Origin of the sequence: Streptomyces sp. NPDC101393, from assembly GCF_044767385.1 — a bacterium.
In the GTDB taxonomy this organism is placed as follows: domain Bacteria; phylum Actinomycetota; class Actinomycetes; order Streptomycetales; family Streptomycetaceae; genus Streptomyces.
The window spans coordinates 313,083-332,013 of the sequence record NZ_JBIWNU010000007.1; the positions used below are offsets into that span (position 1 = coordinate 313,083).

Annotated in this window: 20 protein-coding genes, 1 tRNA gene and 1 pseudogene; 11 read left to right on the top strand and 11 right to left on the bottom strand. The window is 73.2% G+C overall.

The annotated features are described in order from the left end of the window. Window positions 1-32 precede the first annotated feature (32 nt). Together ACIRQ7_RS23655 and ACIRQ7_RS23660 are read right to left on the bottom strand one after the other, a co-directional pair. A complete protein-coding gene (locus ACIRQ7_RS23655) occupies window positions 33-239 on the bottom strand; it encodes a DUF1918 domain-containing protein (RefSeq protein ID WP_401473300.1) in 207 nt (68 codons plus the stop codon). Between the two features lie 219 nt (window positions 240-458). Next, entirely contained in the window at window positions 459-1,472 is a 1,014-nt protein-coding gene (locus ACIRQ7_RS23660) for a DMT family transporter (protein ID WP_404264788.1), read from the bottom strand. Between ACIRQ7_RS23660 and ACIRQ7_RS23665 the strand changes: the two genes are divergently transcribed. The 4 genes and pseudogenes from ACIRQ7_RS23665 (at window position 1,471) to ACIRQ7_RS23680 (ending at window position 5,258) form a co-directional block, all read left to right on the top strand. Then, the gene (locus tag ACIRQ7_RS23665; protein ID WP_404264789.1) at window positions 1,471-2,955 is read left to right on the top strand and encodes a PLP-dependent aminotransferase family protein; all 1,485 of its coding nucleotides are present in this window, start codon (window positions 1,471-1,473) and stop codon (window positions 2,953-2,955) included. The two genes, ACIRQ7_RS23660 and ACIRQ7_RS23665, sit on opposite strands and share 2 nt — an antisense overlap. A gap of 108 nt (window positions 2,956-3,063) precedes the next feature. Beyond that, window positions 3,064-3,513 carry a GNAT family N-acetyltransferase gene (locus ACIRQ7_RS23670; protein WP_404264790.1) on the top strand — a complete coding sequence of 150 codons (450 nt, stop codon included), beginning with the start codon at window positions 3,064-3,066 and terminating at the stop codon, window positions 3,511-3,513. Between the two features lie 112 nt (window positions 3,514-3,625). Next, window positions 3,626-4,194, top strand: a pseudogene (locus tag ACIRQ7_RS23675) (histidine phosphatase family protein). Window positions 4,195-4,364: 170 nt separating this feature from the next. Next, window positions 4,365-5,258 carry a hypothetical protein gene (locus tag ACIRQ7_RS23680; RefSeq protein ID WP_404264791.1) on the top strand — a complete coding sequence of 298 codons (894 nt, stop codon included), beginning with the start codon at window positions 4,365-4,367 and terminating at the stop codon, window positions 5,256-5,258. A gap of 58 nt (window positions 5,259-5,316) precedes the next feature. Here ACIRQ7_RS23680 and ACIRQ7_RS23685 read toward each other — a convergent pair whose 3' ends face one another. The 5 genes from ACIRQ7_RS23685 to ACIRQ7_RS23705 all read right to left on the bottom strand — a co-directional run bounded on the left by ACIRQ7_RS23685 (window position 5,317) and on the right by ACIRQ7_RS23705 (window position 8,982). Next, window positions 5,317-6,099 carry a hypothetical protein gene (locus ACIRQ7_RS23685; protein WP_404264956.1) on the bottom strand — a complete coding sequence of 261 codons (783 nt, stop codon included), beginning with the start codon at window positions 6,097-6,099 and terminating at the stop codon, window positions 5,317-5,319. A gap of 58 nt (window positions 6,100-6,157) precedes the next feature. Beyond that, complete coding sequence (locus tag ACIRQ7_RS23690; protein ID WP_404264792.1) at window positions 6,158-6,349, bottom strand: hypothetical protein; 192 nt, start codon at window positions 6,347-6,349, stop codon at window positions 6,158-6,160. 109 nt (window positions 6,350-6,458) lie between these two features. Then, complete coding sequence (locus ACIRQ7_RS23695; protein WP_404264793.1) at window positions 6,459-6,941, bottom strand: YybH family protein; 483 nt, start codon at window positions 6,939-6,941, stop codon at window positions 6,459-6,461. A 109-nt stretch (window positions 6,942-7,050) separates the two neighbouring features. Then, window positions 7,051-7,809, bottom strand: a complete 759-nt coding sequence (locus ACIRQ7_RS23700; RefSeq protein ID WP_404264794.1) for a response regulator transcription factor — start codon at window positions 7,807-7,809, stop codon at window positions 7,051-7,053. Window positions 7,810-7,893: 84 nt separating this feature from the next. Continuing rightward, a complete protein-coding gene (locus ACIRQ7_RS23705) occupies window positions 7,894-8,982 on the bottom strand; it encodes a class I SAM-dependent methyltransferase (RefSeq protein WP_404264795.1) in 1,089 nt (362 codons plus the stop codon). Between the two features lie 121 nt (window positions 8,983-9,103). Here ACIRQ7_RS23705 and ACIRQ7_RS23710 point away from each other — a divergent pair, with 121 nt between their 5' ends. Beyond that, on the top strand, window positions 9,104-9,295 hold the full coding sequence (locus ACIRQ7_RS23710) for a DUF1059 domain-containing protein (RefSeq protein ID WP_401473271.1): 192 nt from the start codon (window positions 9,104-9,106) through the stop codon (window positions 9,293-9,295). 277 nt (window positions 9,296-9,572) lie between these two features. Here the strand turns inward: ACIRQ7_RS23710 and ACIRQ7_RS23715 are convergent, their stop codons facing one another. From ACIRQ7_RS23715 to ACIRQ7_RS23725, 3 genes are all read right to left on the bottom strand, one after another. Next, the gene (locus tag ACIRQ7_RS23715; RefSeq protein ID WP_401473268.1) at window positions 9,573-9,794 is read right to left on the bottom strand and encodes a hypothetical protein; all 222 of its coding nucleotides are present in this window, start codon (window positions 9,792-9,794) and stop codon (window positions 9,573-9,575) included. A 363-nt stretch (window positions 9,795-10,157) separates the two neighbouring features. Then, window positions 10,158-11,081: a TIGR03564 family F420-dependent LLM class oxidoreductase gene (locus ACIRQ7_RS23720; protein WP_404264796.1), complete on the bottom strand. Its 924-nt coding sequence runs from the start codon at window positions 11,079-11,081 to the stop codon at window positions 10,158-10,160. 99 nt (window positions 11,082-11,180) lie between these two features. Then, window positions 11,181-11,699: an AAA family ATPase gene (locus tag ACIRQ7_RS23725; RefSeq protein ID WP_404264797.1), complete on the bottom strand. Its 519-nt coding sequence runs from the start codon at window positions 11,697-11,699 to the stop codon at window positions 11,181-11,183. A gap of 290 nt (window positions 11,700-11,989) precedes the next feature. Here ACIRQ7_RS23725 and argC point away from each other — a divergent pair, with 290 nt between their 5' ends. From argC to ACIRQ7_RS23750, 5 genes are all read left to right on the top strand, one after another. Continuing rightward, complete coding sequence (argC, locus tag ACIRQ7_RS23730) at window positions 11,990-13,018, top strand: N-acetyl-gamma-glutamyl-phosphate reductase (protein ID WP_404264798.1); 1,029 nt, start codon at window positions 11,990-11,992, stop codon at window positions 13,016-13,018. 85 nt (window positions 13,019-13,103) lie between these two features. Further along, window positions 13,104-14,282 (top strand): bifunctional glutamate N-acetyltransferase/amino-acid acetyltransferase ArgJ, encoded by a 1,179-nt coding sequence (gene argJ, locus ACIRQ7_RS23735; protein ID WP_404264799.1) that lies wholly within the window; start codon window positions 13,104-13,106, stop codon window positions 14,280-14,282. Between the two features lie 73 nt (window positions 14,283-14,355). Beyond that, window positions 14,356-15,273, top strand: a complete 918-nt coding sequence (argB, locus tag ACIRQ7_RS23740; RefSeq protein ID WP_404264800.1) for an acetylglutamate kinase — start codon at window positions 14,356-14,358, stop codon at window positions 15,271-15,273. Further along, window positions 15,270-16,520, top strand: coding sequence for an acetylornithine transaminase (locus ACIRQ7_RS23745; RefSeq protein ID WP_401473250.1), 1,251 nt, complete (start codon window positions 15,270-15,272; stop codon window positions 16,518-16,520). Before argB ends, ACIRQ7_RS23745 begins: the two co-directional genes overlap by 4 nt. Window positions 16,521-16,528: 8 nt before the next feature. Continuing rightward, window positions 16,529-17,065, top strand: a complete 537-nt coding sequence (locus ACIRQ7_RS23750) for an arginine repressor (protein ID WP_401473247.1) — start codon at window positions 16,529-16,531, stop codon at window positions 17,063-17,065. 231 nt (window positions 17,066-17,296) lie between these two features. Here ACIRQ7_RS23750 and ACIRQ7_RS23755 read toward each other — a convergent pair. Then, window positions 17,297-17,370 (bottom strand) — tRNA-Pro (locus tag ACIRQ7_RS23755). Between the two features lie 307 nt (window positions 17,371-17,677). On the opposite strand from ACIRQ7_RS23755, the gene ACIRQ7_RS23760 reads away from it, so the two are divergent. Further along, a complete protein-coding gene (locus tag ACIRQ7_RS23760; RefSeq protein ID WP_404264801.1) occupies window positions 17,678-18,871 on the top strand; it encodes an argininosuccinate synthase in 1,194 nt (397 codons plus the stop codon). Window positions 18,872-18,931: the final 60 nt, after the last annotated feature.

Here is an 18,931-nt window from a genome sequence, read left to right on the forward strand (position 1 = left end):
GGGCGGCCGTCTCGCGGGGCGCGGCCCGTCTCTCAGGTGGGGCCGATGTCGACCGTCCTGCCGTGCCGGACGACCGTGTCGGGGCCGGGCGACATGATCGCCTCGTGCCCGTCCTCGGCGCGGACCCGGTAGGGCGGATCGCCGTTCGTGCCCAGTACCTCGACAACTTCGACGACGCGGTCGTGCTGCCCGACGGTCCTGCCGTGCACCAGCAGCCGGTCGCCCGTGCTCGCATGCATCAGGGGTTCCTCCCGCTTCGGGCGGCCGCGTGACCGGGACGGCCGACTGCGCGACGGCCGGGCGGTGGACGGCCTGCGGATGACGGGCCGGCTACGGCCCGGACGGCAAAAACGAGCCGTCGCGGCAAGTTTACGTCCGGAGGCCTGGCCCGCACCCGGGCGCGCACGGCCGGTGCCGCGTCCCCGCCCGGCGGCCCGCAGCCGTCGGGCGCCGGGTCGTCAGCGGCCCGTCCGGGGCCGGGTCCGCTGGGTGACGGCGATGCACACCAGGACCGCGAGCGCCGCGGCCGGAGCGGCCGGCGGCAGGTGCTCGCCGAGCAGCAGGACCGACCACACCAGCGTCAGCAGCGGCTGGGCGAGCTGCAGCTGGCTGGCCCTGGAGACGCCGATTGCGGCCATCCCGCGATACCAGACGAACATACCGACGAACGTCGACCCGATCGCCAGCCACAGCACTCCGCCGACCGCATGGGCCGTGAGGTGCAGCGGCTCCCGGGACAGCGCGATCGCCCCGCCCGCCACCGTCACCGGCAGGGCGAGCACCAGGGCCCAGCCGATCACCTGCCAGCCCGGCAGGTGGCGGGCCAGCCGGCCGCCCTCGGCGTATCCGGCCGCGCACACCACCACCGCCCCGAACAGCAGCAGATCGCCGGTGCTGAGGGCCCCGCCGCTCTGCTGCACCGCGAAGGCGATCACGATGGCGGCGCCGGCCAGGGAGGCGGCCCAGAACGTGCGGGAGGGCCGGACGCCGGTCCGTACCGCCGCGAAGGTGGCGGTGGTGAGCGGCAGCAGCCCGACCACGACGGCCGCGTGCGAGGTGGTCGAGGTCTGCAGGGCGAGGGTCGTCAGCAGCGGGAAGCCGAGCACGACCCCACCCGCCACCACCGCGATCCCCGCCCAGTGGCGGCGCTCGGGGACCCGCACGCGGAACGCCAGGAGGAAGCCGCCCGCCACGGCTGCGGCGAGCGCGTTGCGCAGCATCACCACGGTCCAGGGGCCCATGCCCTCCAGGGCCCAGGCCGTCGCGGGAAACGTGAGGGAGAAGGCGGCGACGCCCAGTACGGCGAGCAGCACGCCACGGCCGACGGGGGCGGCATGAACGGCGGGGGTGCCGCCGGCGGGGCCGGGCCGGGCGCCGGGCGCATCGATCGCGGGGGCCACGGGGGCGGGGCGCTCGGGAGCGGTGGTGACCGCTATCCCCCTCGACGTAGTAGCGCTATCGTTGTCTCTCATGCATGAGCGTAGCAGTGTGGCCGAACTGGCCGCGATCCTTCGTACGGGGCTGAACCGCTACTCTCCCGGAGAGAAGCTGCCGTCGAGTCGCGTCCTGGTCGAGCAGCACCGCGTCAGCCCGGTGACCGTTTCCCGGGCGCTGGCCGAGCTGGTCGCCGAGGGGCTGGTCGTCACCCGGCCCGGCGCCGGCGCGTTCCGGGCCGAGCCGCGCGACGAGGCGCCGCGCCCCGCCGACACCTCCTGGCAGGAGATCGCGCTGAGCGCGGAACCGGCCGGCGACCAGGTGCCCCGCAGCGTCGACGCGTCGGGCGTGCTGGCCACCCTCGCCGTACCGGCCCCCGGGGTGATCGAACTCAACGGCGGCTACCTCCACCCCGGCCTCCAGCCCGAGCGCGCCCTCGCCGCCGCGCTGGCGCGGGCCGGACGGCGCCCCGGCGCCTGGGGGCGGCCCCCGGTCGAGGGCGTACCGGAACTGCGGGCCTGGTTCGCCCGGGAGATCGGGGGCCGCGGCGGCCCGCTCGTCGCCAACGACGTGCTGGTCACCGCCGGCGGCCAGAGCGCGCTGACCGCCGCCCTGCGCGCGCTGGCCGCGCCCGGCGCGCCGGTGCTCGTCGAGTCCCCGACCTATCCGGGCATGCTGGCCGCCGCCCGCGCCTCGGGCCTGCGGCCGGTGCCGGTACCGATGGACGCGGACGGGGTGCGCACCGATCTGCTCGCCGACGCCTTCCGGGCCAGCGGCGCACGGCTCTTCGTCTGCCAGCCGCTCTTCCAGAACCCGACCGGTACGGTGCTCGGCGCGCAGCGGCGGAGCGAGGTGCTGCGGGTGGCCCGCGCGGCCGGGGCGTTCGTGATCGAGGACGACTTCGCCCGCCGACTGGTCCACAGCGACGCCCCCGCCCTGCCGCCGACCCTCATGGCGGAGGACCGGGACGGCACGGTCGTCCATGTCTGCTCCCTCACCAAAGCCGCCTCGCCGAGCCTGCGGGTGGGCGCGCTGGCCGCCCGCGGTCCGGTCCTCGACCGGCTGCGCGCCGTCCAGATCGTCGACAGCTTCTTCGTGCCGGGCCCGCTCCAGGAAACCGCCCTGGAACTCGTCGGATCGCCGGCTTGGCCCCGTCATCTGCGCCTGATCTCGGGGGAGTTGACCGTACGCCGGGACGCTGTGGTGACCGCGCTGCGCCGGCAGCTGCCCGCGCTCGCCGGTCCGGGCCTGGGGCAGGGGGCCGCGGGCGGCCCGTTCGTCCCGCCGGGCGGCTTCCATCTGTGGCTGCGGCTGCCGGACGGCACGGACGAGGCGGCGCTGACCGGTGCCGCGCTGCGCGCGGGCGTGGCCGTCGCGGCCGGCCGCCCCTATTACGCCGCCGAGCCACCGGCCCCGCACCTGCGCCTGGGCTTCGCGTCGGCATCCGGGACCGGCGAACTCACCGAAGGCATCGGCCGGCTCCGCGCCGCCTGCGCCGAACTGTCCCTCGCGACCGGGTGAGGCTACCGCGGCCCGGACGGGCCGGGGGATCGGCGCCCGGGTGCCGGTGCCGCGGGCCGGGCGGCAGCCGGTTCGACGCCGGTGCCGCGCTTCTGCCACCCTCCCGCCATGAACGATCACGCCCTCGACGGCTACGAGATCTCCACCGACCCGGCCCGCCTGGACGCGGACCTGGTCCACCACTGGCTCGCCACCGACGCCTACTGGGCCCTGGACCGCCCTCGTGAGCTGCATGACCGCGCCGTCGCGGGATCGCTCAACTTCGGCCTGTACGCGGCCGGTTCGGGCCGGCAGGCCGGGTACGCCCGGATGGTCACCGACCACGCCACCTTCGGCTGGCTCTGCGACGTCTACATCGGCCGCGACGACCGCGGCAAGGGACTGGGCACCGCTTTCGTCGACGCGATCGCCGACCACATGACGCCCTGCGGACTGACCAGGATCACGCTCGCCACGAAGGACGCCCATGGCGTCTACGAGAAGATTGGCTTCCGGCGTCTGACGGCCCCGGAGCAGTGGATGACGCTGGGCCTGATCGACCCCGGGCCGATCGGCTGAGACGGACCCGACGGGGCGCACCGGGGCACGGGAAGGCCCGGTCGCCCCGCGGATCTCTGCGAGATCCGATCAACCCCACCGCATCGGGCGGTGCTGCTCTTACCATCGGCGAATGAGTGTTCGCCTCAAGCTGCTCGCCGCCGCCCGCAGCTCCTCGCTGCTGGAGACCCGGTTCGAGGACGACCGCCCGCTCGACGCCGCCGGGTGGCACGAGGCCGAGCGCGCCGCCCCGTCCTGTGCCGGCTCGCCGCGGCCGAGCTGCGCTACTGCTCGCCGTCGGCGCGCTGCCGGGAGACCGGGGACGCCCTCGGCCTCACCCCGCTCGCCCAGCCGGCGCTGCGGGACTGCGACATGGGCCGCTGGCGCGGCCGCACGCTGGGCGAGGTGGCGGGCGTGGAACCCCAGGCGGTGGACACCTGGCTCGCCGACCCGCGCTCCGCACCGCACGGCGGGGAGTCGCTGCTGGCCTTCATCACCCGCGTCGGCGGCTGGCTGGACACCCGGCCCGCCGACGAGTACTCCGGCCTGCTGGCGGTCGCCGAGCCCGGTGTCGTCCGTGCCGCCCTCGTGTACGCGCTCCAGGCGCCGCCGCACACGTACTGGCGCATCGATGTGCAGCCGCTGTCGGTGACCACGCTCACCGGACGGCCCGGCAGCTGGAGCCTCCACCTCGCGGTGTGAGTGCGGCCGCCACTCGGAAAGACCAGTAACCGCCCCTTCCGCCGCGCGCCGGGGCATACTCGTGTGACCTGCACAAAGACGCGTACACCCGGCTGCCCGCCCGGCAGTTGGCCCCGGCCTCGGGCCCGCACCGACGTGCGCCGGGCACCTCAGGACGTTTGGCTCGTGGCATGCACCTACGCGACGTCCTGCGAAACGCCCCCGCGGCCGGCGCCCTGGCCGCGTCCGTCACGTTGATCGGCGGCGGTGCGGCAGCCGCGTCGGACGGGACGAACCAGGTGGTCGTCCAGCCCGACCCGGTGACACCCGGCGGCGAGTTCTCGGTCTTCGACGGCGGCAACTGTCCGGGCGGGACCGGCGAGGCCGCCTTCGACGGCGCGGGCATCCCGACGATGAAGCTGTCCCCGCTCAGCAACCAGGTCGGCGGCACCGGCACCGTGCCCGAGGCCACCAAGCCCGGTTCGTACACCGTCACGGTCACCTGCGGCGCCGGTGGCGGCTCCAAGGCGCCGAGCGCGGAACCGGGTGCGGGCGTGCAGCCGGGTGCGGAGTGGAAAACGGGCTCGGCGGGGCACCCGGGGGTGGGCGAGGTGCCGGGGACCGTTGTGCCGGGCGAAGGCGATCCGGGGATCGGTGGCCTGGGCGAAGGCGACCTCGGGATCGGTGGCCTGGGCGAGGCCGATCCGGGCACCGGCGGCGGCCTGGGGGAGAGCGGTCCAGGTACCGGTGGTCTGGGGGAGAGCGGTCCAGGTACGGGTGGTCTGGGGGAGGGCGATCCAGGTACCGGCGGCCTGGGGGAGATGCCCGGCGAGGGGCAGGGCACGAAGCCCGGCAAGGGGCACGGCGGCCAGGAGACGTTCACCGGCACCCTGACCGTCTCCGTCAAGGGCGCACAGCCCGACCGGCCCCGTGAGGACGTCCCCCAGGGCGGCTCGCACACCGGCCTCGGCGGCGGCTCCGGCGTGAGCACCGCCACCACGGCGCTCGGCGGCATCCTGCTGGCCGGCGCGGCCGCCTGGGGCGTCGCCGGCCACCATCGGCGCACCCGGTACGGCCGCCACTGAGCATCCCAACTTCACTCCGGGTGAGGAGAGTTGTTGCCCTCGCCGGCCGGTCGTCCCCTCAACCGTCCCTTCGGCTGTGCTGCCACCACACCCGCAACGGCCCGATCGGCACGCTGCCGTGACGGATCGCCGCATCCAGATCGTCACCGGACTCGTAGCCGACGACCGCCCGCTCCGGCCACCGTTCGGCGACGGCGCGGAAGACGCCCGCCCAGGCGGACCCGGTACCGCCGTCCGCAGCGAACACATTGGACAGTCCCACCACGGACCCGCTCCGGCTGGCCACCGCACCGGCGACGACCCGCTCCCCGCTCCGTCCCCTGAGGAAGAACGTCCCCGCGTCGTCGAGCAGTTCGGCCCGGAAGGGCCCGCTGCCCGCGCCCCCGGCGGGCCCGCCCTCATCGGGCTCCCCGGCCCACGCCGCCGCCCAGGAGGCCAGCGCGCCGGCATCCCGTACGACGTCCCAGCGGACGCCGTCCACCGGCGCGGGTGCCGGGAGTCCGGCCGGGCGGTGGATCCACTGCGCCTCGAACAGGACGCCGAACCCCGCCCCGGACAGGTCCAGCGTCGCGAAGCTGTCCTTCACCGTGCAGCCGGGCGCGCCGGTGTCGATCCTGGCCAGCAGCTCCGCCGGCGAGGCGCGCTCGGTCAGTGTGACGGCGTCGGGATAGAGCGCCGGTGTCCGGTGGGCGCTCGTCCAGCTCTCCGCCGTGAACGCGCCCGGTGTGCCGTGCGCGCGGCACACCGCATCGCACCAACGGGCGTTGTTGCGCGCGGCGTTGCGCACCTGACCCGCGCGGTCGGCTCCGGCACGGTCAGCGGATTCCGGCGGCCGGAACATCTCGGTCATGGGCCGATGCCGGCAGAATGCCGCCGCACCCTCCAGGGGATTACCGACCCTACGAGGCCGTGCGGGTGCTGAACCGCAGGTTGGTGACCTTGCCGGACCGGGGCACGGTCGTCGGCTCCCGCTCGGTCGGCGGGCCGGGCCGGTCGAAGAGCCGGATGCCCTCGCCGAAAAGCAGGACGGGCGCGACGTGCAGCAGGACCTCGTCGACGAGTCCCGCGCCGAGGCATTCGGCGGGCGCCATCGGCCCCGAGGTGGACGAGCACGATTCCCCTCGGCATCCCCGGTCCGGTCGTGCGGTCCCGGACCGCCGGGTGGCGCCCCGGGAATTCCCCTGCGGGCTTCGTCCGTGACTACGGCGCCAGGTCGAGGGCCGCCCGCCCCGAACCGTCCATCAGGAACGGCACCGAGTGGTGCGTATGCGCGATCCGCCACGTGCCGCCGGTTTTGCGGAGGCCGGTCGTCGCCCGGCTCCACAGTTCCACCTCGAACCCGTCCGCCTTCGTTCCGTGCATCCGGTTGATGCTGTGGCTGAAGGCGACATCGTCGCCAACGGTGATCTCGACCTGGGTGAGCGACACCTCGATGGCCCCGTCCCATGTCGCATACCAGGCTTCGACGGCCTTCTCGTCGAGCGCTTCGGGGCCCTTGAGCTGCAAGGGGGGTGCGAGGTCGAACTGGACGATCTCCGGCGCGCAGTGCGCGAGGAACCGCCGTGCGTCCCGGGCGGCGGTCGCGGCCGCGCGGTCCTCCAGCAGCGCCCGGATCTGCTCCTCGTCCGTCCCCGCCGCACGCCCGGCGCCGGCAGTCGTGCCGGTGGTCGCATCCGTGGTCATGGGAATTACCTCCCGAATTCCGGGTGCCCGCGGGCGCCCGGCGCCTGTCGTCGCTGTGCGACGGGTAGACGCCGGCCGCCGCCGGAAGTCATCGGTGGCGGCCGCAGCGCTACCGCGCCGGGCCGGGCCGCGGTGGCGCGCCGCCGGTCAGCCAGGCGTTCGCGGCCTCGACCCGGCCGCCGACCCGCAATTTGGCGTAGGCGTGCTCCAGATGCTTGTCGACGGTGCGCGGGCTGATCGCCAGGCGGCTCGCGATCTGCTGATTGGTGAAGCCGTGCGCCAGCAGCCGGAGAACGGCCGATTCGCGGCGGGTGACCAGGTGCAGCGCCGCCGCGGGGCCCGGCGGCGCGAGCCGGTTCAGGGCGTGACCGAGGCGACTGCGCAACAGGGCGGCCGTCGCCACGTCGTCGTCGGAGAAGTCACTGCCGCTGCGGTTGACCGCCAGGCACACCCGTCGTGGCACGCCCTCGGCCCAGCCGCCGGGGAACGCCATCGCGAGCTGGTGCTCGGCCCCGATCGGCCGGTAGACATCGGCGTACGCGGCCAGCGCGTGGTACTCGCCGCGCGAGTGCAGGGTCGAGCGGCGCATCGGCGAGCCGGCGCCTGCGGTGGTGTGCACGACCAGTGCGTCGTCCGCCGACTCCCGGGCGAAGGCGTCCAGCGCGTCCGGAGTCAGCAGACCGCTCGGCAGGGTGATCAGCCGGTTGGCCGGATCGGGGCGCGGGGTCCAGGCGATGCTGTCGCCCGGTACGGCCCGAAGCAGCAGGGGGAGCAGCGCCGGGAGGAGGGAGTCCTCGTCCGCGGCGTCGATCAGGAGATCCAGGACGGCGAGAATGCGTCGCAGACCGGCCTCCCCGGCCGCTCTCATTCTTCCAGCGTGCGCAGCGGCGGGGGAGGCGTCAAGGGGCGCCCGGCCGGCCGGGGGAAGACCGGCCGGGTGCGTCGGGCGCGGTTAGCGCCCGACGTCATAGACGCGGTTGACCGGACTCTCGGCCGCGAGCTTCCAGCTGTGCAGTCCGGCTTCGTCCGCGAGGGCCCGCATGGCGTCCTCACCCGCGTGGTTGCCCATGGCCTGCGGGCCGTGCTGGGCCAGGGCGGACGGCAGGCAGACGGCGACGGAGGCGGCGGTCAGCGCCCGGCCGATGGGGGTGGCGTTCTCCTGCGCGTGCGCCGAGGCGTTCGGCTCGACGATCATGCAGGTGCCGTCATCGGCCAGCGTCTGCTCGGCACGCCGCAGCGCGCCGCCCGGGTCGCCGGTGTCGTGCAGACAGTCGAAGAAAGTGATCAGTTCGTAGTCCACGCCGGGGAAATCCTGCGCCGTCGCGGTCTCGAAGCGCACCCGGTCGGCGAGGCCCTGCTCCGCCGCGATACCGCGGGCCGCCTCGACGGAGGGGCCGTGGAAGTCGAAGCCCCAGAACTGCGACGCGGGGTAGGCCTGCGCCATGAGCGCCGTGGAGTAGCCGTAGCCGCATCCGACGTCGGCGACCGTCGCACCGCGTTCCAGTTTGTCGACGACGCCGTCCAGCGAGGCCAGCCACTCGGGGACCAGCGCTGCCGTGTAGCCGGGACGGAAGAATTTCGCGGTACCGGCGAACAGCGCCGGCGCATGCTCCTCCCAGCCCACCCCGGCCCCGGTGCGGAAGGCCTCCACCAGGGTGTCCTCGGTGCCGTAGACCGCCTGCATCATGGTGAAGAAGCCCGCCGCGTAGGTCGGCAGATCGGGGTCGGCGAGCACCGCGGCATGGGCGTCGGGCAGCAGGTAGGTGTCCTGAGCCGGGTCGTACGTCACGTACTCGCCGGCAACCTGCGCGCCCAGCCATTCCCGTACGTAGCGCTCGACGAGGCCGGTGCGGGTGGCGAGCTGCGCCGAGGTGAGCGGGCCGGCACCGGCCATGGCCGTATACAGCCCGAGCCGGTCGCCGAGCGAGGTGCACAACCCGGCGACCGCGGCCCCGCCGTCGGTGATGACCTGCTCCAGGAACTCCATCACCCGGTCTTCGTCCATGGCAGCGCCGGGTGTGACGGCGGCAGAGGTCGCCATGGTCCTCACCTCCTCCTCGTCCCTTCACTGCACCAGCCGGCGCGGGCGGTGCGCCATACGGGATTCCCCGTATGCGGCGGACGGCCCGGCGGGCCGACACTGGGAGGTGAGGAGGTGCGTCATGCGCAAGATGGTCGACTGCCGGGACATGCCGAGCGAGATGAACTGCACGCTTGCCATATCCGGCGAAGAGGAAGAAGTGGTGCGCGCCGCCGCCGAGCACGCGGCATCGGTGCACGGACACACCGACACGCCGGAGCTGCGGGAGCAGATCCGGTCCGGACTCAAGGACGAGGTCCCGCAGCACGCCTGAGCTGCGGGCCGGCTGGAGCTCGTGCGACCCGGAGTCTCGTGTTACGGAGCGAAGGGCGTGTTCAGCTGGTCCCGATTGCCGGCGGAAACAGCGGTGGTGGTGTCGGTCGTGGACGCGGCGTCACCGAAATCCGGGGCCTGGAAGGGATTCTTCGCCGGAGGCGGCGACCCTGCCGTGACACCGCGGGGCGCCGGTTCCGGCGCGGAGAACGTCGAGGTCATGTCGATGGGACGACTGCCTTTCGTTGCGGGCTGGTGCGGCCTCGGAGCGTGCCGCCTCAGAGACTGGTCATTTTGCTGTACGGGCTCATGATCCGGTGCTGCATCGAGCCGAAGTCGACGAGCACGGCGACCCCTTCCTCGATGCCGGTCACCCGGCCGAGGCCGTACACATCGTGGGACACCCGGCCTCCTATCGTGAACTCCTTGCGAGGGGGCGCGACGGGGCTCTTGAAAGGGCTGGTCGGCAGATGACGTTTGGAAACCGCTGGCTTTGTCATTAACGCCAGTATGCGCCTGCTGGACGCACTTGCGGTCCGCAGCCCCGCAATCTCTCTCCCCGGACAGCCCGATTCGGCCCCTGACCGGCCCTTCCGTGGACGCCGCCGGAGAAGGATCACATCGGAGGGGACGTCGTCCGGGGGAGCGCGCCGATGACCTCGTGCCGGGTGACGTCCCCTCGCCCCACCTGGGCGTCCGCGGCATCCACGGCCACCGTGAGACCTGGCCGGCCGTCGCCGAACCCTCTGCGGCTCAGGCGCGGGGAGCGGGCCGGCCGGTGGGGCGTGGCGCACGGGCGCCCTGCGTTCGCCCAGGAGGGCTGAGCGGCGGGTGAGCGGCGCAGGACGGCCGGGCGGGGCCGTTCAGCCCGCCAGCTCGCCCAGGAGCGCCCAGGTGCGGTGCCGGTCGGCGTCCCCCGCGATCTCCGTTCCGGCGAAGACCACCTCCGTCGCCCCGGCGTCCCGGTAGCGCCGGACCTCGGCGGCGACCGTCCGTTCGTCGCCGATCACGGCCACATCGGCAGCCCGTGTGCCGCCCGAGAGTGCGATGGCCCGCGCGTACGACGGGATCTGTTCGTAGAAGGCGAGCTGCTCGGTGGCCCGCTCGCGCACGGCGTCGACGTCGTCGGTGACCACGCCCTGCACGAGTGCCACGATCCGGGGCGCGGGGCGGCCGGCGGCCCGCGCGGCCGCGGTGACGGCCGGGACGATGTGCTCGGCCAGGGCGCGGGGCCCGGCCAGATAGGGCAGGACCCCGTCCGCCAGCTCGCCACTGGCGCGCAGCGCCTGCGGCCCCATCGCGGCCACCAGCAGCGGCACCCCGTCCTCGGCGCCCGGTACGTGCGCGGGGGTGGGGGTGCGCGCGGTGATCAGCTCGCCGTGGAAGTCGGCGCTGCCGCTCTCGGTCAGCGCGCGCAGCGCGGTGAGGAACTCCCGCAGACGGGCGACGGGGCGTTCGTACGGGAGACCGAAGCCCCCTTCGGTCAGGAGCTTCGTGCCGAGGGCGAGCCCGAGGTGGTAGCGGCCGTGCGTCGCGGCCTGCGCCGTCAGGGCCTGGCTGGAGACGTGCAGCGGGTGGCGTCCGAAGACGGGGATCGCCGAGGTACCGACCTGCAGGCCGGGTACCTCGCGTCCCACGATCGCCGCGAGCTGGGGCGAGTCGGCGCCGAAGGTCTGCCCGAACCAGGCCGACCGCAGGCCCGCGGCCGCGGCCTCGGCGGCGTGTCGTACGGTGGCGTCGATCTGATTGCCGGCGCCGGTCGCGTTGATGGCTACTCCGATGGTCATGTCACGTGTGAACAGCGGGAGTTGGCGGCCCATTCCGCGTCCTGTGTGACACCTTCCTGTCGGCTGTGTGACGCGGCCGGGCGCCCTGCGGATCGAGCGTCAGCCCTTGACGGCCTCCGCGATCCGCAGGGCGGCCCTGGCGGGCGTGAGGTGTGTGGTGTCGACGACCTCGGCCTCGTCGTGCAGCCATGTGCGGGCCGCCTCGGCGTACGGTGCGAGGTGGCGGAGGCGGAACGGCGAGGGGCCGGGGCCGGCCCCCTCGATGCGCCCGCGGAGGGTCTCCTGTTCGGCGTGGAGCACGAAGTGCCGTACCGGGATGGCATGGCGGGCGAGGCCCGCGCTGATCTCCCGCCAGTACTGCTCGACCAGGACGGTCATGGGCATGACCAAGGTGCCGCCGGTGTAGTCGAGTACCTGGCGGGCGGTCTCGACGACCAGCTGCCGCCACGGCGGCCAGTGCTGGAAGTTGTCCGTCCCCGGCAGCCCGGGTGTGATGTCCATGAGCGTCTCGCCGACCTTCTCGGCGTCGAGCACCCGCGCATCCGGGAGGAGCGGCTGCAGGAGCGCGCCGGTCGTCGTCTTGCCCGCGCCGTGGGTGCCGTTGAGCCATACGATCATGGCCCGACGCTAACGGTGTGCGGTGCATGGGCCGGTGCCGATTCCGTCACGGAACGGGCACGGGCACGGGCGCAGGCGCGGCAGGGGACCGGTACGGCCGCGGCGGCTACCGGTACGGCTTCGGTGTCTCCGCGGCACCGCTGAAGCCGGGGCGGCCGGCGGCAGCGCTCGGCCGGGCCGGCGCGGCCGATCGGTCCACCGTGGTGCGCTCCACACCCCGCCCGCCGCTCGCCTCGCATTGCATAAAACTGCCTCCATCCGTATAGTCATGCCATCGAGAAGGAGGGTCCATGACGGTACGAGCAGCAGTGGCCGGTGCGAGCGGGTACGCGGGGGGTGAAGTCCTGCGAGTGCTTCTGGGGCACCCGGATGTGGAGATCGGCGCGGTGACCGGGAACTCCAACGCGGGCCGACGCCTGGGCGCCCTGCAGCCGCATCTGGTCCCCCTGGCCGACCGGGAGGTCCAGGAGACCTCCGCCGAGGTGCTGGCCGGGCACGACGTCGTCTTCCTCGCGCTGCCGCACGGGCAGTCCGCGGCCGTCGCCGAGGAGCTGGGGCCCGAGGTGCTCGTCGTGGACTGCGGGGCGGACTTCCGACTCCAGGACGCCGCTGACTGGGAGGCCTTCTACGGCTCCGCCCACGCCGGCACCTGGCCGTACGGCCTCCCGGAGCTGCCCGGCGCCCGTGCCGCGCTCCAGGGGTCCCAGCGCATCGCCGTCCCGGGCTGCTACCCCACCGCCGTCTCGCTCGCGCTGTTCCCCGCGTACGCGGCGGGGCTCGCCGAGCCCGAGGCGGTGATCGTCGCGGCGTCCGGCACCTCCGGCGCGGGCAAGGCGGCCAAGCCGCATCTGCTCGGCTCCGAGGTCATGGGCTCGATGAGCCCGTACGGCGTCGGGGGCGGCCACCGCCACACCCCGGAGATGATCCAGAACCTCAGCGCCGTCGCGGGCGAGCGGGTCGGGGTCTCGTTCACGCCGACCCTCGCGCCGATGCCGCGCGGCATCCTCGCCACCTGCACCGCCAAGGCGAAGCCCGGTGCGGACGCGGAGAGCGTGCGGGCCGCGTACGAGAAGGCACTGGCCGACGAGCCGTTCGTGCAGCTGCTGCCCGAGGGCCAGTGGCCGTCGACGGCCGCCGTGTACGGCTCCAACGCCGTCCAGATCCAGGTCGCGCTCGACCCCGCGGCCGGCCGGATCATCGCGATCTGCGCCCTCGACAACCTCACCAAGGGGACCGCGGGCGGCGCCGTGCAGAGCATGAACATCGCTCTGGGCCTTCCGGAGGGCACCGGGCTGCCACTGGTCGGGGTGGCCCCGTGACCCGTACGGACAGCGGGCCGGAGCAGCAAGGGGTGACCGGCGCGCCCGCGAAGGGCGCGGCCGGAGAAGCGATCGAGGAGAAGCAGTGAGCGTCACGGCAGCACAGGGATTCACGGCGTCGGGTATCGCCGCCGGGATCAAGGAGAACGGAAACCCGGACCTCGCCCTCGTGGTGAACAACGGGCCGCGACTGGCCGCCGCCGGCGTCTTCACCGCCAACCGCGTCAAGGCCGCGCCGGTGCTGTGGTCCGAGCAGGTCCTCAAGGGCGGCGAGGTCTCCGCCGTCGTCCTCAACTCCGGTGGCGCCAACGCCTGTACGGGCCCCCAGGGCTTCCAGGACACGCACGCCACCGCGGAGAAGGCCGCCGCCTCACTCAACACCGCGGGGCTCGACCGAACCGGCGGCCACAACCCGGCCGCGGTCGCCGTCTGCTCGACGGGCCTGATCGGCGAACTGCTGCCGATGGACAAGCTGCTGCCCGGCGTCGACAAGGCCGTCGCCCAACTCGACGCGCACGGCGGCGAGAAGGCCGCCCTCGCCATCAAGACCACCGACAGCGTGCACAAGACGGCCGTGGCGGGCCGGGACGGCTGGACCGTCGGCGGGATGGCCAAGGGCGCCGGCATGCTCGCACCGGGCCTGGCCACCATGCTGGTGGTGCTGACGACCGACGCCGATGTGCCCGCCGACGGACTCGACGCGGCGCTGCGCGCGGCCACCCGCACCACCTTCGACCGGATCGACTCCGACGGCTGCATGTCGACGAACGACACCGTGCTGCTGCTCGCCTCCGGCGCCTCCGGCGTCGTCCCGGACGGCGCCGCGTTCGCCGAAGCGGTGCGTACGGTGTGTGACGACCTCGCCCGGCAGCTGATCGGGGACGCCGAGGGCGCCAGCAAGGACATCCGGATCGAGATCGTGGGCGCGGCGAGCGAGGACGACGCCGTCGAGGTCGGCCGCTCCATCGCCCGCAACAACCTCCTCAAGTGCGCCATCCACGGCGAGGACCCCAACTGGGGCCGGGTGCTCTCCGCGATCGGCACCACGTCCGCCGTCTTCGAGCCGGACCGGCTCAACGTCGCCATCAACGATGTCTGGGTGTGCAAGAACGGCTCGGTGGGCGCGGACCGCGAGCTGGTCGACATGCGCTTCCGCGAGGTGCGGATCACCGCCGACCTCGCCGCGGGCGACGAGTCCGCGGTCATCTGGGCCAACGACCTCACCGCCGACTATGTCCACGAGAACAGCGCGTACTCCTCATGAGCGGGCGGAGCGAGGGAATCATGGAACGGTGCGTCCCGTACGCGCGGCGCGCCCCGCGGAGCGAGGCCGGCGCATGAGTACCCGCAAGCACACCGCGCTGCCCAAGGCCCGCACGCTCATCGAGGCATTGCCCTGGCTGACCCGTCATCACGGCAAGACCGTCGTCATCAAGTTCGGCGGCAACGCCATGGTCGACGAGGAGCTCAAGAGCGCGTTCGCCCAGGACGTGGTCTTCCTGCGGCACGCCGGGCTGCGGCCCGTCGTGGTGCACGGCGGCGGCCCGCAGATCAGCGCCCAACTCGACCTGCTCGGACTGGAGTCGGAGTTCAAGGGCGGGCTGCGGGTCACCACGCCCGAGGCGATGAACGTCGTACGGATGGTGCTGGCCGGCCAGGTGCAGCGCGAGCTGGTCGGACTGCTCAACGAGCACGGGCCGCTCGCCGTCGGCATGACGGGCGAGGACGCCCACCTGATGACCGCGACCAAGCACTACGCCGACATCGACGGCGAGCGGGTGGACATCGGCCGGGTCGGTGAGATCACCTCGATCGACGCCGGCGCGGTCCGGGCCCTGCTGGACGACGGCCGGATCCCGGTCATCTCCTCCATCGCCCGCAGCAGCGACGAGGGCGACGCCTCCGGCATCTTCAACGTCAACGCCGACACCGCCGCCGCCGCGCTGGCCGCGGCCCTCGACGCCGAGACCCTGATGGTGCTCACCGACGTCGAGGGGCTGTACGAGGACTGGCCCCACAGCGACGAGGTGATCTCGCGGCTGACCGCGACCGAGCTGGAGAAGCTGCTGCCCGATCTGGCCAGCGGCATGGTCCCGAAGATGAAGGGCTGCCTGCACGCCGTCCGCAACGGCGTGCACACCGCCCGGGTCATCGACGGGCGGGTCCAGCACTCGATCCTGCTGGAGATCTTCACCGACGAAGGCATCGGCACGATGGTCGTGCCGGACGCCAACACGATCGAGGGGGCGACATGAGCGAGCGCAGCGAGCGGATCATCGCGCAGCCGCACGAGCCGGCGGACAACGAGGACCTCACCCGGCGCTGGCGGGGCACGATGATGGACAACTTCGGCACCCCACGCGTCCCGCTCGTCCGGGGCGAGGGCGCCAAGGTGTGGGACGCCGACGGCAACGAGTACCTCGACTTCCTGGGCGGGATCGCGGTCAACGCCCTTGGCCACGCCCACCCCGCGATCGTCCGCGCCGTGTCGGACCAGGTCGCCACCCTCGGCCATGTCTCGAACTTCTTCGTCGCGGAGCCCACCGTGGCGCTGGCCGAGCGGCTGATCGCGCTCGCCGGGCGCCCCGGCCGGGTCTACTTCTCCAACTCCGGCGCCGAGGCCAACGAAGCCGCCTTCAAGATCGGGCGGCTGACCGGGCGGACGCACATGGTCGCCACCGACGGCGGCTTCCACGGCCGGACCATGGGCGCCCTGGCGCTCACCGGCCAGCCCGCGAAGCAGGCGCCGTTCGCGCCGCTGCCCGGTGACGTCAGCTACGTCCCGTACGGCGACACCGAGGCGCTGCGGGCCGCCGTCACCACCGACACCGCCTTCGTGATCCTGGAGCCGGTGCAGGGCGAGAACGGCGTGGTCGTACCGCCGCCCGGCTACCTCCGGGCGGCCCGCGAGATCACCGCCGCCACCGGCACCCTGCTCGTCCTCGACGAGATCCAGACCGGCATCGGCCGGACCGGCAACTGGCTGGAGTCCGGGGCGCAGGGCGTCGACGCCGACATCATCACCCTGGCCAAGGGGCTGGGCGGCGGCCTCCCGATCGGCGCGACGCTGGCCTTCGGCCCGGCCGCCGACCTGCTCACGCCCGGCGCGCACGGCTCGACGTTCAGCGGCAACCCGGTCGTCTGCGCCGGTGCGCTCGCCGTCCTGGACACCATCGAGGCGGACGGGCTGCTCGACCACGTCAAGCGGGTCGGCGAGCGGCTGCGCAGCGGGATCGAGGCGCTCGGGCACCCGCTCGTCGGCCAGGTCCGCGGCGTGGGGCTCCTCCTGGGTATCGTCTTGACCGAGTCCCTCGCGCCCCGGGCGCAGCAGGCGGCTCAGGACGCGGGCCTCCTGGTGAACGCGGTCGCGCCGGACGTCATCCGGCTCGCCCCGCCGCTGATCGTCTCGGAAGACGAGGCGGACACGTTCCTCCGGAAGCTGCCCGCCGTCCTCAACGCGGCCCTCGAAGGGGCCGACGGGGAACAACGATCCGGAGACTGACGACACCGATGACCGAGGCGCAGGACAACGACACGCTCAACGGCGGCCAGGCCGTACCGCAGACCCGCACCGCCCGCCACCGCCGGATCGTGGACATCCTCAACCGGCAGGCGGTCCGCTCCCAGAGCCAGCTCGCCAAGCTGCTCGCCGACGACGGCCTGTCCGTCACCCAGGCGACGCTCTCCCGGGACCTGGACGAACTGGGCGCGGTGAAGATCCGCAACACCGGCGGTGAGCTGATCTACGCGGTGCCCAGCGAGGGCGGCGACCGCAAGCCGCGGGCACCGCTGGGCGAGTCGGCCAAGGAGGAGCGGATGCGCCGGCTCTCCGGCGAACTGCTCATCTCCGCCGAGGCGTCCGCCAACCTCGTCGTCCTGCGCACCCCGCCGGGCGCCGCCCAGTTCCTGGCCTCGGCCATCGACCAGGCCGAACTGCACGACATCCTCGGCACCATCGCCGGCGATGACACGCTGATGCTCATCAGCCGCGACCCGTCGGGCGGCCAGGCGCTGGCCGACCATCTGCTGCGGCTGGCACAGCACTGAGCGGCTGAGGAGGGCGCGGGCCGGACCCGCGCCCTTCCGGGCCGTCCTCCCTCGCGTCCCTCGGCCGCCCCGTCCTCGTGAACGCGGCGGCCGACGGCCATTGCTGTGTCACGCGGCTCCCGTACCGGCTGCCCCTCGTCCCTTCCGGGTTTCCCGGCCGCCGGTCCACCGAGCAGAAAAAGCCCGCTGCCCGGGAGAAGAATCTCCCGGGCAGCGGGCTTTCGTGCACCGTCGGGACGACAGGATTTGAACCTGCGACCCCTTGACCCCCAGTCAAGTGCGCTACCAAGCTGCGCCACGTCCCGGTGCTCGTACCGGCCGGAAAGCTCCCGGCCGGGGCGTGCAGAAGAAAAATACCCTGTCCCGGCCCATGAATCCAAAGCGGGTCCCCTCCGGGGCGTGACCGGGGCACCCGCAGCCCCCTCCCGACCGCTCTGCGGGGCACCGCCGGCGGCCCGCTCCGTGGCCCTCCGCGGCCCTGTGCGGCGCCTCCCGCCGCGGCTCATCGCCCTCGCATTACGCTCTGACCTGCACATTCTCTCGATCATTGACGAAACATACGGTGGACTGCATACTTATACCCATCAGCGTATGCACCGTAAGGAGAAACCCGTGACCGAGCGCGTCGTACTCGCCTACTCGGGCGGACTGGACACCTCCGTCTGTATCGGCTGGATCGCCGAGGAGACGGGCGCCGAGGTCATCGCCGTTGCCGTGGACGTCGGCCAGGGTGGCGAGGACCTGGACGTCATCCGCAAGCGCGCCCTTGCCTGCGGTGCCGTCGAGGCCGAGGTCGCGGACGCCAAGGACGAATTCGCCGACGAGTACTGCCTCCCGGCGATCAAGGCCAACGCCCTCTACATGGACCGCTACCCGCTGGTCTCCGCCCTCTCGCGGCCGGCCATCGTCAAGCACCTGGTCGCCGCCGCCAGGAAGCACGGCGCCACCACCGTCGCCCACGGCTGCACCGGCAAGGGCAACGACCAGGTCCGCTTCGAGGCGGGCATCTCCTCCCTCGCCCCGGATCTCTCCTGCATCGCCCCGGTCCGCGACTACGCGATGACCCGGGACAAGGCCATCGCCTTCTGCGAGGACAAGAACCTCCCGATCGCGACCACCAAGAAGTCGCCGTACTCCATCGACCAGAACGTCTTCGGGCGCGCCGTCGAGACCGGCTTCCTGGAGGACATCTGGAACGGCCCGATCGAGGACGTCTACGAGTACACCGAGAACCCGGCGGCGGTGCGGGAGGCCGACGAGGTCGTCATCTCCTTCAAGGAGGGCGTCCCGGTCGCCATCGACGGCAGGCCCGTCACGGTGCTCCAGGCGATCCAGCAGCTGAACGAGCGGGCCGGCGCCCAGGGCATCGGCCGGATCGACATGGTCGAGGACCGGCTCGTGGGCATCAAGTCCCGGGAGATCTACGAGGCGCCCGGCGCCATCGCCCTGATCACCGCCCACCAGGAGCTGGAGAACGTCACCGTCGAGCGCGAACTGGCCCGCTACAAGCGGCAGGTCGAGCAGCGCTGGGGTGAACTGGTCTACGACGGCCTGTGGTTCTCGCCGCTCAAGCGCGCCCTGGACGGCTTCATCGACGAGGCCAACCAGCACGTCACCGGCGACATCCGGATGACGATGCACGGCGGCCGCGCCGTCGTCACCGGCCGGAGGTCCGACGCGTCGCTCTACGACTTCAACCTGGCGACCTACGACACCGGCGACACCTTCGACCAGTCGCTGTCCAAGGGCTTCATCGAGCTCTTCGGAATGTCCAGCAAGATCGCGGCCAAGCGCGACCAGGCCTGAGCCCCGGGCTCGATAGCCTCACGCAGTACAGCCGCCTTTCCGTCCTGGCGACGGGAGGCG